The 15,413-nt window shown below is 47.9% G+C and carries 13 protein-coding genes and 1 pseudogene; 11 read left to right on the forward strand and 3 right to left on the reverse strand.

Annotated elements, in window-relative coordinates; all coding sequences use genetic code 11:
- Positions 1-8 precede the first annotated feature (8 nt).
- A pseudogene (locus ACUC6J_RS10775) lies at positions 9-1,041 on the reverse strand (response regulator transcription factor).
- 300 nt (positions 1,042-1,341) lie between these two features.
- Between ACUC6J_RS10775 and ACUC6J_RS10780 the strand changes: the two are divergent.
- From ACUC6J_RS10780 to ACUC6J_RS10820, 9 genes are all read left to right on the forward strand, one after another.
- Positions 1,342-1,542, forward strand: coding sequence for a hypothetical protein (locus ACUC6J_RS10780; protein WP_045243811.1), 201 nt, complete (start codon positions 1,342-1,344; stop codon positions 1,540-1,542).
- Between the two features lie 21 nt (positions 1,543-1,563).
- A complete protein-coding gene (locus ACUC6J_RS10785; RefSeq protein WP_045243810.1) occupies positions 1,564-2,193 on the forward strand; it encodes a YkoP family protein in 630 nt (209 codons plus the stop codon).
- 141 nt (positions 2,194-2,334) lie between these two features.
- Positions 2,335-2,973, forward strand: a complete 639-nt coding sequence (locus tag ACUC6J_RS10790) for a YqaA family protein (protein WP_447250163.1) — start codon at positions 2,335-2,337, stop codon at positions 2,971-2,973.
- Positions 2,951-3,472, forward strand: a complete 522-nt coding sequence (locus ACUC6J_RS10795) for a phosphatase PAP2 family protein (protein ID WP_447250164.1) — start codon at positions 2,951-2,953, stop codon at positions 3,470-3,472. Before ACUC6J_RS10790 ends, ACUC6J_RS10795 begins: the two co-directional genes overlap by 23 nt.
- Before the next feature lie 24 nt (positions 3,473-3,496).
- Positions 3,497-4,663, forward strand: a complete 1,167-nt coding sequence (locus ACUC6J_RS10800; protein ID WP_290409203.1) for an MGDG synthase family glycosyltransferase — start codon at positions 3,497-3,499, stop codon at positions 4,661-4,663.
- Between the two features lie 30 nt (positions 4,664-4,693).
- Positions 4,694-5,395, forward strand: a complete 702-nt coding sequence (locus tag ACUC6J_RS10805; protein ID WP_290409204.1) for a polysaccharide deacetylase family protein — start codon at positions 4,694-4,696, stop codon at positions 5,393-5,395.
- 22 nt (positions 5,396-5,417) lie between these two features.
- A complete protein-coding gene (locus tag ACUC6J_RS10810) occupies positions 5,418-6,551 on the forward strand; it encodes an MGDG synthase family glycosyltransferase (RefSeq protein ID WP_447250165.1) in 1,134 nt (377 codons plus the stop codon).
- A complete protein-coding gene (locus tag ACUC6J_RS10815; RefSeq protein ID WP_330721435.1) occupies positions 6,551-7,774 on the forward strand; it encodes an MFS transporter in 1,224 nt (407 codons plus the stop codon). Before ACUC6J_RS10810 ends, ACUC6J_RS10815 begins: the two co-directional genes overlap by 1 nt.
- Before the next feature lie 191 nt (positions 7,775-7,965).
- Positions 7,966-8,331 (forward strand): DedA family protein, encoded by a 366-nt coding sequence (locus ACUC6J_RS10820; protein WP_447250166.1) that lies wholly within the window; start codon positions 7,966-7,968, stop codon positions 8,329-8,331.
- 501 nt (positions 8,332-8,832) lie between these two features.
- On the opposite strand, the gene ACUC6J_RS10825 is transcribed toward ACUC6J_RS10820, so the two are convergent.
- Together ACUC6J_RS10825 and ACUC6J_RS10830 are read right to left on the reverse strand one after the other, a co-directional pair.
- A complete protein-coding gene (locus tag ACUC6J_RS10825; RefSeq protein ID WP_019687097.1) occupies positions 8,833-9,750 on the reverse strand; it encodes a hypothetical protein in 918 nt (305 codons plus the stop codon).
- Complete coding sequence (locus tag ACUC6J_RS10830) at positions 9,743-9,895, reverse strand: hypothetical protein (protein ID WP_017428401.1); 153 nt, start codon at positions 9,893-9,895, stop codon at positions 9,743-9,745. Before ACUC6J_RS10830 ends, ACUC6J_RS10825 begins: the two co-directional genes overlap by 8 nt.
- Positions 9,896-10,196: 301 nt before the next feature.
- Here ACUC6J_RS10830 and ACUC6J_RS10835 point away from each other — a divergent pair, with 301 nt between their 5' ends.
- Both ACUC6J_RS10835 and ACUC6J_RS10840 read left to right on the forward strand, forming a co-directional pair.
- The gene (locus ACUC6J_RS10835) at positions 10,197-11,999 is read left to right on the forward strand and encodes a vWA domain-containing protein (protein ID WP_447250167.1); all 1,803 of its coding nucleotides are present in this window, start codon (positions 10,197-10,199) and stop codon (positions 11,997-11,999) included.
- A gap of 24 nt (positions 12,000-12,023) precedes the next feature.
- Positions 12,024-15,413 (forward strand): tubulin-like doman-containing protein, encoded by a 3,390-nt coding sequence (locus tag ACUC6J_RS10840; RefSeq protein WP_447250168.1) that lies wholly within the window; start codon positions 12,024-12,026, stop codon positions 15,411-15,413.

The raw sequence follows: 15,413 nt of genomic DNA on the forward strand, positions 1-15,413 counted from the left end.
TTCATCAGCTACACGATATTCTTCATTCGCGCCATTTCTATTGCTTCTTCGCGGTTGTTGACGCCGAGTTTCGAGTAGAGAATCGAGCAGTAATTGCGGATCGTTCCCTCTGATAAAAATATCTTGACGGCGATCGATTTGTAGCTCAGTCCCGCTCGACAGATGCTTCAGAATCTCCATTTCGCGTTTTGTAAGCCCGTACGGTAGTTTCCCTGACTTGATCCGATGTTCTCCAACTGCTCACGTTGACACTTCATCTCTTCAAAAACTCGCGTAGCGACTGATTGGTCGATCCAGGTTCCTCCATTTTAAATAAGTTTCAAGGCTTCCTTCATATCCCGCGGATGAATCGACTTCAGCATGTAGCCTTCTTCCCCGCGTTCCAATGTAGTTGCTGCCTGCAAGGAATCCTTAAATGTTGTTATGAATAAACCTTCATATTAGGCCATCGTTGTTTCATCTCTAGTAAAGCTTCAATCCCGTCCATTCCCTGCATACGAATATCCATTAGCACGATATCTGGTTGGGAGGGATCACAATGTTCTAATGCTTCGCGCCCGTCCCGGCTGTACCAACGACGTTAAAATCAGCATGTTGATCTAAAATTTGCTTCAAGCTGTCGGTATAGATCAGCTAGCGATAAACTCATACGGGAGACGAGCAGCAATCCAACCGTTCAATATCCGAATACGATTCCGCTAAGGATACCTGTCCACACATAGGTTCTTCGACTGCTCGTCAAGCCGATAGCTATCGTGAGTAAAACAAAAGACCAAAGCAATCCCGGGGCTGCGTAGGCTAAATAGAGATAAAAAAGCCCATTACTGTGATTTCGATTGTGAGATACCAGTCTTCTTTCCTATAGAGGATGATTAATGGAACGAGATAAACGACGAAAGCAAAAGAAAGTACAATCCAAAGCGACACAACGGTCAATGACGGATTGACAAAACCAGCGCTCGCGATAATGACTAGCCAAAGCGTGCGTATGGCTACAAGTATCCAATCATACCAGAACCTTTTTTTCATTATCGAGAACACGAATTACGCACACCTTTTTATATTTTTTTGCAAATCAATTTTCGAATGATTCAGACCTATCATGCAATATAACTTCCCAATCCGCCAAGCGAAAGAGGGTGGGCTAACAGCGGTTAAAACGTAGCCTAGCAAGCACGTCATATAAGACAATTTACAGTTTGTCATGCGGTATATGTGACAGGACCAAGTACGATGTCATCAAAAGCTTGGCGGTTTTATCACTGTTCGATTTAACAATATTGGAGATAAGGTGAAGGGGTAAAGCAGAACAACATTCTAAAATATTGGAGCGATTGCGTTATGAAATCATTCACCATTCGAAAAGGAGTAGCACTTACTTTGATAGCTATATTGGCGGGTACACTGGCTGATGGAACTGTCCACGCAGAGGGTCAGACGGCAACTTATCAAGCTATCGATAAAGCTGCCAATATCGACAAGATTCACATAGAAATATCATTTCAGTTTGACAATTTCAATAAAATTTGTCAATTAAAATAAGAATGAGGGATGGTTGGATCAATGTTTCTTCGTTTACGCAAATCTTCAATGCAGGCGGCCTGGATGGTGTGGGAAAGAGGGTTCGAGTGGATTTCACGCTTTCGCGGCTCGCATACATCGCACTTTGGAATTTGCAAAGTCATGATTAAGAAACACCGAGGGGAGAGCATCGTCTGTGCGGACTCCACCATCATCGATAAAGGCGATCTGGTCGGGGAACTCCATCTCAATAATGAAACGATTCTGACGCTGATCAAATCCGAAGACTCAGACCGCGCGGCGCTCGTGGCGGCCCGGCTTACACGGAAATCCATGCAGCAGATCAGCGAGGCATTCGCAAGTCAGCCGGAGTTCAGAGAGGTGAAGGCGTTAGTCGGCATTACGCTGCTTCATCGTGGTTTGATACATGGTCTTGGTTTCGAACAACAACCGATGAAGTCCGATCTGCTCCAACGCATTACAACGGCTTATCTACGATTATTGTTATCCGTCATGCACCCTGAAGGCAAGAAGCGGATTGGCCGCAAGACCGAAAAATTGATACCGATGATGCTGATTCACTCCCGCAGCTCGTTGAGGAACCGATTTATGACGGTGAAGAGGCAGTCCATTTCAAAGGAGTTATGTCTACCCAAACCATGCTCCAATTAATTAAAACAAAAGAAACTAAGAGCGTGGTGAGTAAGTTCTTGGAGGGCGGTATGGAGTTGGAACACAGCGAGTGGAAACCCATACCGCCCGGAGGCAACCTATTTTTCATCATGCTCTGTAACAAAGGCGGGATAGGCATTCATGGATAAAATTATGGAATTTTTACAGAACTTCGGAGCGACGGGACTTTTCATTCACGCTATGCTTGATGCGATTATTTTCCCCATCCCGGCGTTCTTCCTGCAGCTTTCTTTAAGCGCGGTGCAACCGGAGTCGGCTTTATGGCTCGCTACGGTTGGCTTTGCAGGAAGTCTGCTTGGGACACCGATCGGTTATGGGATCGGCAAGGTGTCGGGAAAGCATGTTATGGGCGGTGTAATGAAGAAAAAATGGCTGGATTCGGCAAGCGACTTATTTGCCCGCCGCGGCGAGGCCGCAATCCTGATCGGATCGTTCACTCCGATCCCGTTTAAAATATTTACGATTTTATCCGGATGCATGAATTATCCGTTATGGAAGCTGCTCAGCTACGCGGCCATTGGCCGAGCGGTGAAGTTTTATGTAGTCGGTTTTCTCTTCTATATATGTGGCCGCGCGGCAGAGAATATGGTGAACCAAGTTCTCACGATTATGCTGGTGGGCGTTGGTGTAGCGATTGCTGCAATATGGTTCTTGATACGGAAGCTGTCTGATCGGAGGAAGATAAGGGATGAACATCAGTCAATCGAAAAAACAGGGAACGGAGGTGGAAAGCAGGATGCAGTGGATAAGGCGAATTGATCAAACGATGTTCTTCTGGTGCAACCATCGGCTGAGCAGCCGGGCTCTGGACCGATTGTTCGGATGGATTACCCATTTGGGCGGAGCTTTATTTACCATCATTTGCGCAGTGTCCTTGGCATGGTTCGTCGAGGGGGAGTTCAGCAGAATCGGGCTGCAAAGCTTGATCGCACTGGCCGTTAGCCATATCGTTGCTGTCCTGATCAAGAAAAAGGTGCGCAGAGACCGGCCTTTCCGCAAGCTGGAGCAGGTAAAGGTAGGCAAATTCCCGTTGAAGGATTATTCCTTCCCGTCCGGTCATACAACCGCTATTTTCGCCTTGGTTACACCTTTTATGTTGGCCTCATCGCCGGCAATTATGCTTGTCTTGATTGGTCTGGCCTTGTTGGTGGCCATATCCCGGGTTTATTGGGGCTATCACTATCCGATCGATTGTGTGGCTGGTGGGATGGTCGGATTCCTAACGGCGGTGCTGGTTGTTTTGTTCATGCATAGTTAAATTTCACGAGGGAGGCGATTGTTGATGAATAGCATGAAACGGGAAAAGCTACTGATTCTGTCCGGCGCGCTCGGGGATGGACATATGCAGGCGGCCAAGGCGATTTTGGAGGCATCGGTGCTGTACAAACAGGGAGTAGAGGTGGTCGACTTCATGCAATGGATCCATCCCCGCATGCATGTGGTTGAACGGTATTGCTTCCTGCAATGGGTGAAGCATTTTCCTTCCTCATACGGATATATGTATCAGAAGACCCGGACGGACAGTACACTTACTTTCTTCCTGAAGCATTTTCTCACGACCAGCCTGCAGCGGCTGCTCAAACTTCTGAATGAGGAACAGCCGACGTTGATTGTCAGCACGTTCCCGCTGGCATCAGCCGCCATTTCTTTGCTTAAAGAAAAAGGGATGACGGATCTGCCTGCGGCAACAGTCATTACCGACCATTCCGATCACAGCTATTGGATACATCCGTCTACGGATCTGTATCTGGTTGGTTCTGAAGGCGTGCGTGCAGCTCTGCAGAGAAAAGGCGTTGCTGACCACAAAATCGCTGTAACGGGCATCCCTGTTCGCCCATCCTACAGTCAGCATGACAATAAAGACCGGCTGCGCGAGAAGCTGGCCTTGGGTCTTGACGCCTTTGTCGTGCTGGTGATGGGCGGCGGCTGCGGGATTATCGATAAATCCTTCATCGAGCAAATGCAATCTGACTCTTTTCCCCCTAACGTGCAATTTGTTATCGTATGCGGACGCAATGTGAAGCTGCTGTACCGCCTGCAAGAAGCGTTGGGAGACAGGGATAACGTCATGCTGACAGGCTTCCTGGAGGGAATCCATGAATGGATGGCATCCGCAGACGTATTGATTACCAAGCCGGGCGGACTGACGACCTCCGAAGCGCTGGCGCTTCAGCTTCCCATGCTGCTGCTGGAGCCACGGCTGGGGCAGGAAAAGGATAATGCCGATTATTTGATTCAAACGGGAGTAGCTTATCTATGTCAGATTGACAATTTGCAGGATCAGCTTCAGCGGCTGGTTCAACAGCCTTCCCTATTGGAAGAAATGAGGGAGAAAGCAGGGCTGTGCAGACAGCAGGATTCCGCCAGACATGCGGTCATGCAAATTCTGAGCATGCAGAACGATACACAGGAAGAAAAATGGGTTTGCTCCTTGCAGCAGTATGCTTAAGCTTAACTTTCACTAAGGGGGATAAAGACGTTGCTTGTTAAATATTTGTTGATTGGGCTCATAGGCTTCATCAGTCTGTATATGTTAATTCCAAGTTTTCTGCCACGAATCATCAGATTTGGAGCTTTTCGTAAGGGAACCACCAAGAACCAGGTAGCGTTCACGTTCGACGATGGGCCGCATCCGAGGTATACACCGGAATTATTGGATTTATTGCAGGATTATCAAGTGAAGGCCACATTCTTCGTGCTTGGCTCGCAGGCGGAATTGCACCCGGACCTGATCAGAAGAATGGACCGTGAAGGTCATCAGATTGGAATCCACAATTACAATCACATCTCCAATTGGCTGATGCTTCCCTGGACGGTGCGGCGTGATCATATGAAACGGACCGCAGATATTATTGAATCTATAATTGGAAAAAGGCCGGATCACTATCGTCCGCCGTGGGGGCTCATGAACGCTTTCGATTTCTTTCATCCCAAATCGTACCGCATCGTACTCTGGTCCTTGAAGGCGGGGGACTGGCGCAGCAGAAGCTGCCGCAAAAAGCTGAAGGCAACGCTGCTGAACGGAATTACGGACGGATCTGTTATTTTGCTGCATGACAGCGGAGATTCGCCGGGAGCGGACCGTCACGCGCCATATTTTATGCTTCGGGCTCTGGAGGAAGTACTGCATCAATTAAAGGGACGCAACTTGCAATTCGTTCGTCTGGATGAAATGGCTTGACAAGTGAAATGAGGTGACAATAGTGGGACATGAACCGCAAATTTTAATTTTAACGGCCGATTACGGAGAAGGTCATCATCAGGTGTCCAAGGTGTTGCAGCAAAGCTTGATTCGCAATGGTTATAGCCAGGTGGCGGTTGTTGACTTGTTCCGGGAAGCTTATCCTGTACTGAACAAAATAATCCGCTATCTGTACCGGCAAAGCCTGTATGCAGCCAGCCTGGGCATTCCCTATTACGGATGGACCTACCATCTGACCAACCAGCTTCCCATGAAGGGAAAGATCGCAGCCTGGATGAACAGTCTTGGCGGCGACAGGCTCAAGAAAATCATCCTCCAGTACCAGCCGGAAGTCATCATTTATACATTCCCGTTCGGCAGCTTGCCAAGCAGCGAGGCATTATCTGCGATTCGTCCCCGGACTGCGGTTGTCATAACGGACTTTGACGTTCACCGAAGATGGCTGTTCGCCAGGCCGGATCATTATTTTGTCCCTACCAGGGACGTGAAAGAGGCTATGGTCAGGCAGGGCGTCCCCGAGAGTCGTATTACCGTGACCGGGATTCCGGTCAGGGAGTCATTTTATGATGCAGCAATGATCGGTTCCGGCTCCGCTAAAGAAACAGATGAGCATGTGATTCTGCTTATGGCTAACGTCTGCGGCACATTGCATTCGCTATCGAAGCTCATCGGGAAGCTGCTGCTCTTGTCAGGCGTCCGCATTCAAGTGATTTGCAGCCGGCAGGAAGGATGGAGACGGAGGCTTGCGGAGAGCTGGGAGGATGATGCAAGAGTGGATGTATTCGGCTTCACCGATCAATTGCATGTTCTAATGAGCAGCGCCTGCTGCGTCATCACGAAAGCGGGAGGCGTTACACTATCCGAGACGATTCAGGCCGGGGTTCCGATTTTCATCCTAAATCCGTTTCTGGGGCAGGAGAAGGAAAATGCCCTGTACTTGCAGCGCAAAGGAGCGGCAGTCGTGGCCTTTACGATTCATGATCTGGTGTTGCAGATACAAGCGATGATCTCCTCTGAGCCGATCAAGCAGTCGATGATGAACGGGCTGCTCGCAGTAAGGCAGAAAACGTCTGCGGACCATATTGTCCGGCATTTGTTTCCTGAGGCAAGTCCCTTAAGAAGGGGTGGAATATGATGAGCGGGAGGAGCGCGTTCAAGCTTTCTACTCTGACGCTGTTCACGGTGCTTTTTTGCACAGAGTTTGTCCGAAGCGCTTTCTTGTTCTCGTTTCTGCCGAACTTTGCCGTCAACGAGTCGGGGCAAACCGTTGCTTTGGTCGGTCTTGCCGTCTCACTTCATTATACAGCCGATACGCTGATTAAATGTGTGGCTGGATATTTGCTGGACAGGTTTTCGCTGCGCTGGCTGCTGCCCACCACTTTCGTCCTGATGCTGTCCGGACTAGCCGTCGTGTTCTTTAGCCCGTATGCCTGGGGGCTCGTTGTCGGTTCCGTGATGCTTGGGATGGGGGCGTCGCCTATATGGCTGATTTGTCTGGAGAAAATCCGGCTGACGGAGCGGGCGGCCCAGATTGGGGCGATATACACTGTGTGGCTGGCCTGCATCGGTCTGGGGCCGGTCACAATCAATCTCACCTTCGATTATGGCTTCGAACCTGCCTTCCGGCTGATGGTTGCGCTGCTCGCCGTCGGCTGTATCGCATCGTTCGGGATTAATAGAACAACCTCCTTGCATCTCCAGAACGTCAGCTTTGCCGAACAAGCGGCAGGACTGCGAAGAAGACTCGTTCAGCTGAAATGGCTGCTGCCAGGTATGGTCCTGCAGATGACTGCCGCGGGACTGCTGCTGCCGATACTGCCCGGTTTTGCCGCTGACCATCTCGGTCTGAGCCAGCCACAATATTCGCTAATGCTCATATTAGGCGGGGCCGGCGCGATGCTGTTTCTTGTCCCGATGGGGAAGCTGGCCGATCAATGGGGGCACAAGCAAATGCTGTTCGCCGGTTTCGTATCGCTTACGGTCGTATTGGCTCTGTTAATCGTATCCATGCCGCCGCCTGCATTAACGATGCTGTTTGCCTTTATGCTGGGATTGTCTTACTCAGCCGTGCTTCCGGCCTGGAATGCGGTGCTGTCATACCTTGTTCCGGAGGATCAGAAGGGGACCGGGTGGGGAGTACTCTCCGGGATTGAAGGGCTCGGTATTATGATTGGCCCGGTCATCGGGGGATGGATAGCCAGCCAGTATACGAATGCTGCTGCCATTAGCCTCAGCGCTGCTTTACTGGCGGTTCTTGCACTTTTTTATTTGATTTTGCCGCAAAACAAGCTTGTCTCGGCTGGCGGGACTTTGCAGCACAAGAGGGAGAAGGCTCATGGACCTGATCGGGGTAGTTGAACAATTATTTCACGAATATGGATACCTGGTCTTGCTCATCGGCTTGCCGCTGGACTTCATGGCGCTCCCGTTCCGCCGGGCAACAGCACCTTGACCCATACCGGTTTCTTAGCCTCTAAAGATGTGCTTCATGGGCTGTCGGCTATTGTGATGGCCCTGACGGGATCGATTATAGGGTCAGCATCACGTATGTGATTGGCTACAAGGCAGGTATGCATGTGATCGAGCGTTACGGCCACTGGCTCTTCCTCAAGCAGGAGTTGGTCGAGAAGACGCACCGCTACTATGACAAATACGGGGGCCCATTGCTGCTGGTTAGCTTCTTCATTCCTGGAGTCCGGCAGTTTATCGGCTATTTTATCGGGGAGCAGTGGCCAAATATGTTCAGCATCATTGAGCAATATTTGAAGTTCTTTTTTATCGGAGTGGCTTTTCTCGCGGGGGTGTGGGTTGCTGGTTCAAGTTCGAAGCGCGAGGAGGAACGGATGCAAAGCTTACTGATTTTCTCCGTCACAGCTTCTGTGCGCTCTGTCTCCACGGCTGCTTTCCAGCGGTAGTAGGTCGCTCTTGCGATCCCGAGCCATGTACAAGCCTCAGACACCGTCACTTCGTCTCGAATGGACTCAATCCAAGCAACGGGAACTTCTGGTTCCACCTCCTTTCCAGTTCCTTGTACTTTTTTACTAGGTCCATTTTGCTGCTCCAGACGATGCACTTCGCCTGTTCGATACCGCCTCATACATGTTTTTTTCTGTGTCTTATTCCGTATTCCCAACTGCTCCATAACCTCTCTTACCGAAACTCCTGCCAATCTCATTTCAATAGCCTTTATCTTTATTTCTAAGGGGCAACTCACTCTCGTTGCCAACGTAAAAACACCTCCAAGGTTATCTCCATATCTTACGACACATGGCTTGAGTCTCTTGAAGGTGTTTTGATTTGTCTCATGTTATGGGGTCAGTCCCGTTCCCCTTGGCGATCCTGACGTTTTTTTTTGCTGATTCATTGCAGTGATTCATTGATTGGGATACGTCATATATAAAAGGGCATTATGGCAGTCAGCTTTTATACTGCTCCATCAGGTACATGATCTTCACTTCATCGGCCAAATCTCCAAAGGGTTCTAACGGATTCTCCTGAATGATATGATATAAACGTTGGATTCGTTCCTTTGGTAGCTTCCGAACATATCTGGAGATGAAAGCGGCATGGGTGACTACGTAGCGTTTTTTACGGACTGCTGCGCTGGCTACGCGAACGAGAATATCTTCGCCCCCGGCCATTTCCAAAATACGACGCTCATAAAAAACCACATATCGGAATGTCCGATCCTTAATCAGCTCACGATTGAGTCTGGCAACCTCTCCAATGTATCTGACCATAAGGGGTTCAAAGCTTTTGATCAGAAGAGGATCGAGCGTTAATTCCATATCTTTGCGGAGAACAAAAGATTGCAGCAAAGCGACCTGCTGGAGCCTTATCCGATCATTGTGAATGAGTACGGCAATCTCGCGTAGCATTTCATAGCAGACACGCTCACTAAGCTGCCGCAGGGCAACTGCGTTCTTATGATTCACGCCCAATCCTTCCTGGATCTGTCCTATACGGCCTCTGAATAGGCGTATAAGCTGCCTACGCTGTTCATAAAGAACAATGCGGTGCTGTAGAAGGACCAAGGGCAGGAGGAGAAACGCACCGACGATACCGCACAGTAGCATTTGCTGTGACGAGTGAGCGAAAAAGATAGAAGCAGCCAGCAACGCAATGCCGACAGCAAGGTCTTTATGAAAATAACGTTTGGCTCTGAGTTTAGCATATTGCTCTACAGGAACCAGCGTATCCCGACCACATGCTGTACATTTCTCTTCCCAAAGGGCGGTGAATTGTCCGCAACGCTTGCAGACTCTCAGCTTTTGGAAGGCATGCTCTGTGCGGGTAAAGGGGCGAAATTGCACAGCCTGCTTGGAACTATTCATTGTGCTCACTTCTCCGATTCAGCAGCGCAAGAAGCTCGGTGTCGATTTGTGCAATCGACGGGGCGCGTTTTTTATGTATATAGTAAATTAGTGATTTAATGGCGACAAAAAGAAACATAATCGCCAAACATCCGTATGAGATCATAGTGTACTTCCTCTTTCTGCTTAGATTTTTATTTTTACTGTTTTACATGAGTGGGTTTCGCTAGGGTTATTTTTGTCGTATAAAGGAGAAGACTGGTGCCCGATTGCCCTTGTTGGGGTATAATTATATCATTACTGCAGGATATTGGTAAAATCTCGCGATATAATAGGCTTTTTGGTCGCATTCAGGCCGCTCGGGCAGGATTTTCAGCTAGCGTTCATGTAAAACTCATTATAATTTAATAGTAGTGGAGTACAACTGTAATTTAGAATGAGAATTAATCGGCAAAGGGGTATAAGCGATGTTTAGTAGAGACAGAAAATGGTTTTTGGTCATCGGAATCATATGTACAATGATCATGACTTCGATTTCGGCCTGGCAGCCACAGACGGCCAATGCCGCTTCACCCTCAGCTTCTAAAGTGGATGCGGTGTTGGTAGTCGATGTAAGTAATTCGATGAACACCAGTGATCCTGGGAAGATTGGCAATGAAGCCATGAAAATGTTTATTGATATGTTGTCAACGCAAAATGACAAGGTTGGGATTGTAGCGTATACGGATGTCGTACAACGCGAGAAAGCCTTGCTTAATATTTCATCCGAAGCGGATAAGCAGGAACTGAAGACATTTATTGACGGGCTGAACCGGGGAGCGTATACTGACACCTCCGTAGGTGTCAAGGAAGCGATCCGTATTTTGCAGGATGGCAAAACAGCCGGACATGCGCCTATGATCGTTATGTTAGCTGATGGTAACAACGATTTTAATAAGACGACAGGTCGAACTGAAAGCCAATCCACTCAGGATATGGCGCAGGCTGTAGCCGAGGCTAAAAAAAGCGGTGTGCCGATCTATACCATCGGTTTGAATGCAGATGGAAAGCTAAATAAGAATAAACTCGCCGACATCGCGCAGCAAACGGGAGGCAAGTCCTTTATTACAAGCTCGGCGGACGATCTGCCGAACATTTTGAGTGAAATTTTCGCCAGCAATCTGAAATTGAAAGTGGTGCCTTTGCAGTCCATTACGGCCAACGGCGACTATCAGGACGTTACGGTAACCGTACCAAACGATAGCGTGCTGGAAGCCAATATTTCAATTATGTCCTCGAAACCAGTGGACGCGAGATTAATAGACCCGTTGGGCAATACGAAGCCGATCCCTTCGAGTGATGTACTGCTGTCCAAGTCGAAAAGCTACTCGTTGATTAAATTGCTCAAGCCTGTGGCTGGCGACTGGAAGCTTCAAGTCAAGGGAGTGCAGCAGGATAAGATTGATATTAATCTGGTATTTAACTATGATTTGGAATTGAAGCTGGACGCGCCGCCTGCGAAATCATACAAAAAAGGTGACACGGTACAGATTCGTTCCTATCTGACGAGCAATAACCAGCAGTATCAGGATCAGGAATTGTATGCGAATATGAATGCTGTCCTGAAGGTCAAAGACCTTGATACGGGTACAACAAATGAAGTGCCCCTAACTAACGCAGGGGATGCTTTTACCGGCTCTTATACGATTCCAGATGAGCATGACTATGAACTAACCGTCAGAGCAGAGGAGAAGAGCTTTTACCGTGAAACGCAGCCTGTAACCATCAGCGCCAAAGCTGGGGCGGCGAGTGGTACGAATACTGGCACAACCCAGCCTACGACACCTGCTGAGAAGTCTAAGCTGCTGCCACTCATTCTTTTAGGGGTGGGACTGCTCGTTCTGCTGGTAGCGGCATATTTCATCTGGAAGGCTGTCAAAAAAGCTAATCGTGGCTTTGTCGGCCAGATCGTACTGGAAATCCGGGATGAAAATACCGGCGAAAAGACATACCCGCAGTATAAGAAGCTGAACACCTTCCGGGGCAAATTCAATTTACACCAGTTGCTGCAACTGGCGCCGGAATTTGCCGGAACCGATAAGGTCGTGTTCACGCCAGCAAATCAGGATCGGATTGTGGTGCGTAGCACTCCGGAGATTACGATTGAAAAATCCGGGCGTGCTGTAGACACAGGCAACGGTCTTGAACTGAAAAACGGTGATCGTCTGACGATCCCGCTGGCTAGTGTGGACAAAACCATTTTACTGGAGTTTATTTCAGTAAACAGCTAAACGAACCCTTAGGAGGTCATATCTATGAAACCAGTAGTTAGAGAGCATATCCAACAATTAGACGTATCACTCGGCGGAGGGATCGTAAGCGATAAGATCAGAGTAGATACCATTGATAATCCTATTTTAATTATCGGACTTGGGGGAACGGGGATTGACGCCCTTCTCCGCTTGAAATATCAAATAAACCGCAGATTCAAGTTGCCTGCAGACCCGATTTCCAAGAAAAAGAGCGAGAAGCCGGATAATGTAGAATTTCTCGCTTTTGAAACGAATGAACAAGACCGTAACAAAAAATACAAAGGGATTGGTTTGGACCCCATCAATGAGTTTGTACTGCTATCCAATGCGGAAATCGGTGGATTGCTGCAAAACCGCAGTATTCTAGAGCCATATATCACTGACTGGCTGTCTCCTGAGCTGAGCATTACCGACGGTATGAACGGGGCGGCAGGGGTGCGTCAGGCTGGACGGTTGTTATTGTTCACCAAAATCAATCAGGTCGTACAAAGCATTGACAAAAAAATCAAAACCCTGTCTGAAGGCACCAACAAGAAGCTTATGGTATTCCTGCTGTCTGGATTGTCCGGCGGTACAGGAAGTGGTACTTTCCTCGATATCTCATATATCGTCCGAGGCATCATTGAGCGCGATTATGGTTCCGCTGGTGTAGACCGTGTTAACACACTGGGTTATCTGTTCACGCCGGATATTAATCTGGCGAATAAAAGCCTGAGCGAGCATACGCGTGAATATATTAAAAAGAACGGCTATGCTGCATTGAAAGAACTGGACTACTGGATGAATGTGGATAGTCGTGGCGAACGCTTTAAGCAACAGTACGGTAACATTTTGACTGTAAACTCGCCGCTGCCGCCATTTAATCTGTGTCACCTTATTTCGGCTACGAATACGGAAGGCAAGCTGCTGGAAAATGCTTATGATTACTGCATGAATGTCACCGCTGAGAACATCACCAACTTTATGGCGAGTGAGGAAAAACAGTCGGGCGAAGAATTCGCCATTCATGACTATATCAGCAACATTCGTACCAACATCGCGCAAATGAATAAGGCGTATCCAGCAAACTACGATTACAATATTATCGGAGCTTCTTCGGCAGTGCTGCCCATGGAGGAAATGACGACATATCTGGCTTACCGGATGTTTGGTAAAATGTCCAAAATGTTTGAGCAAGCGCCGAATCAGGAGGATGTAGAGAAGTTTGCCCGCAAGCTGGGTGTCGATCTGGATAGCATGATCAAAAACTTTGAATCTCGTGTACCTGAGCCGCTTCCGGGTTTTGAGAACAGTGAACGGTTAAGTTATAACAATGTTGTTAAAATGCAAGTAGTCAATATGGACACTGAGCTGGAGCAAACGTTCCTGACGCGTGCCCGCGAAGAGTATATCAAAGCGAAGAAACAACTTCCCGGTGAAATTACAGGACAGTTTACAGACCAAATCCGCCGAATGTTCCTGCATCCCGAGCAAGGACCGTTTTATGTATCTCGCATGATTTATACTGAAAAAGGATTTAGCTTGCTGAAAATGCTGCTTTCCTATGTTGAAACGCTGCGTGAATCGCTGCACCGTATTCCAACGGACATTGAATGGGCGCGTGAGCAAGCGAATGAGAAGCTGGGTGATGCCAAGAGCGCGTTTGTATCCAAGGATAAGAAGAAAAATGCATATATTGAAGCAAAAATTAATGAATATTGGTTGCGGGCTGATGTGGAACGTACAGAGCAGCTCATTGAATTTTATGAAGATCTGTATGACCTACTAAATAAAGAAAATAACCGCATTTATAATGTATTTACTGAAATTTTGAATGCACTGAGTGCCATTTTCGAGAAGAATGGCGATCTGCTGATTAACGGCGAGGAACAATCCGATCACAAAGGGAACAAGACGTACTATTGGAATCTGGTAAGTGTACCGGATATCTCAGAAGTTGTGACCAAGCTGCTGGATAATCGCAATGGTGACGATTTGATCCGTGATTTTGCCCAAGAATTGCTGGAAAATTCAGATCAATGGGTGAAAGATCAGGATATGGATATCATCAGCTCGATTTCTAATTTCTTGACTGACAAATTCGGTGATCTCATTACCCGTTCCATGGAAGATTTCCTGGTCATGAAATACGGACAGGACGAAGCAATTGAAAAATTTGTGGAGCGTTACATTGCAAGCAAGCTGGATGAGGAGGCTGTACCTGTCTTCCATTTGAGCAATAGTTCTGGCAATTTGTACTTCCCGTCATGGGGATTCGTTTCGGTACCTGTACAGTCGCCTAATATCCTGAAGGGCGTTCGCAATTATCAAAATAATGCAATTGGCAAATCGCACTTTACTATTAAAGAAAGTGAAGTCCGTAACCGGATTTTCTGGCTCAATACGCGTAATGGTGTTCCTCTGTTTGTATATACGCCGCTCAAAGTGTATGAAGAGAGCTATGAGAAAACCATTCTTGACCGCGAAGGTATTGGCCGACATCTGGTGCAGACAGGTCAGAACAACTGGACGAATCTGCCGTCGCCGATTCCTGAAAAGTCATGGGGAGAAACTTACGTCAACTCCCGTGTGCAAGCCCACAATGCCCGCATTCGCAATGACTTCGACCGAGCCAAGTCACTCGGCGTGATTCGGGAGAAGGATGTTGATCAAAATACAAGTAGCCGCTTTACTGTAATTCGCTCAAAAGCGCTAGATCTGAATGCGTTACTGGCAGGCTATGATATGCGATTGCAGGAATCCAAGCCGAATTTGGGTGAGGTGAAAAGAGCATGGTCTGAGCTGAAGCGTCTACTGGCTGAAGGGCTCGAACAGGCCGGAAGCAAGGACATCTTTGGCAGCATCAATGAAGAGATGGCGAAGGAAAACCTGATCCGTTCACCAGAGCTAACGCAGGTAGTTCGTGATGAGCTGGCGAAATATATACAAATCGAAGCAAAAGCCGCTGAACTGGAAGCTTTGCTGGGCAAATATCAGGATGAAGAAAAATGGTTGGATCAGTTCATTCAGGCACTCTACACGGACACAATTACGAAAAAAGGCGCTTTGTACGTCTATGATCGTGATGAAGAGGAAGAAGCGTGGGAGCCGTTTGCCAACGTCATGAAAAGCCGCAATTATGTGGAGTTTGAAGTCTTCACAAACTTCCGTGGTTTGGAAGAGAAGAAATTTGCAGCTCTAATGCGCAAGGCGGATCGCCGTGATGCTGTATTGACTTCATCTGAGGATATTACACCACTGCTGGCGAAGTTGGATGAATTGGCTGCAACTTACACAGAGGCTCGCAATCAATTGGAATATGAAAAGGTAGAGCTGGCTAATGGAGCGGAACTTTATGCATTCTATGCTCAAATGGCTGGAAAATTAAACGACATCCGCAGAAAGTTGAAGTAA

It is taken from the genome of Paenibacillus sp. JJ1683 (genome assembly GCF_053006485.1).